General features: G+C 70.0%; 1 protein-coding gene. It reads left to right on the top strand.

Annotation, left to right across the window (positions count from 1 at the left end; translation table 11 throughout):
* Positions 1 to 3 precede the first annotated feature (3 nt).
* Positions 4 to 959: acetyl/propionyl/methylcrotonyl-CoA carboxylase subunit alpha (locus MTF69_RS42650; RefSeq protein ID WP_243342212.1), on the top strand; the 956-nt coding region annotated here is incomplete at its 3' end.

Below are 959 nucleotides of genomic sequence, written 5' to 3'. Positions count from 1 at the left end.
ATCGTGCGCAAGGTGCTCATCGCCAACCGTGGCGAAATCGCAGTCCGCGTTGCTCGGGCCTGCCGGGATGCCGGGATCGCGAGCGTAGCCGTCTACGCCGATCCGGACCGGGACGCATTGCACGTCCGCGCGGCAGACGAAGCTTTCGCGTTGGGCGGTGACACCCCGGCCGCCAGCTACTTGGACATCACCAAGATCCTGCAGGCCGCAGCCGATTCCGGCGCGGACGCCATCCATCCCGGATACGGCTTCCTCTCCGAGAACGCCGAATTCGCGCAGGCCGTCACCGACGCGGGCCTCATCTGGATCGGCCCGCCCCCGCAGGCCATCCGCGACCTCGGTGACAAGGTCGCCGCCCGTCACATCGCGCTGCGCGCCGGCGCGCCGCTGGTGGCCGGCACCCCGGACCCGGTCTCCGGAGCCGACGAGGTCGTCGACTTCGCCAAGGAACACGGCCTGCCGATCGCCATCAAGGCCGCCTTCGGCGGCGGCGGCCGCGGCCTGAAGGTCGCCCGGACCCTCGAAGAGATCCCCGAGCTCTACGACTCCGCCGTCCGCGAGGCCGTCGCCGCCTTCGGCCGCGGCGAATGCTTCGTCGAGCAATACCTCGACAAGCCCCGCCACGTCGAAACCCAGTGCCTGGCCGACTCCCACGGCAACGTGGTCGTCGTCTCCACCCGCGACTGCTCGCTGCAGCGCCGCCACCAGAAGCTGGTGGAGGAGGCCCCGGCCCCGTTCCTGACCGAGGCCCAGAACGCCGAGCTGTACGCGGCGTCGAAGGCGATCCTGAAGGAAGCCGGCTACGTCGGCGCCGGCACCGTCGAGTTCCTCGTCTCCGCCGACGGCCTCATCTCCTTCCTCGAGGTCAACACCCGCCTCCAGGTCGAACACCCGGTCACCGAAGAGGTCACCGGCATCGACCTCGTCCGCGAGATGTTCCGCATCGCCGACGGCGAAGA

Source organism: Streptomyces sp. AP-93, from assembly GCF_022808175.1.
Taxonomy (GTDB): Bacteria; Actinomycetota; Actinomycetes; order Streptomycetales; family Streptomycetaceae; genus Streptomyces.
The sequence above is the reverse complement of the archived record's forward strand: the minus strand, read 5'-3'. Positions and strand labels throughout refer to the sequence as shown.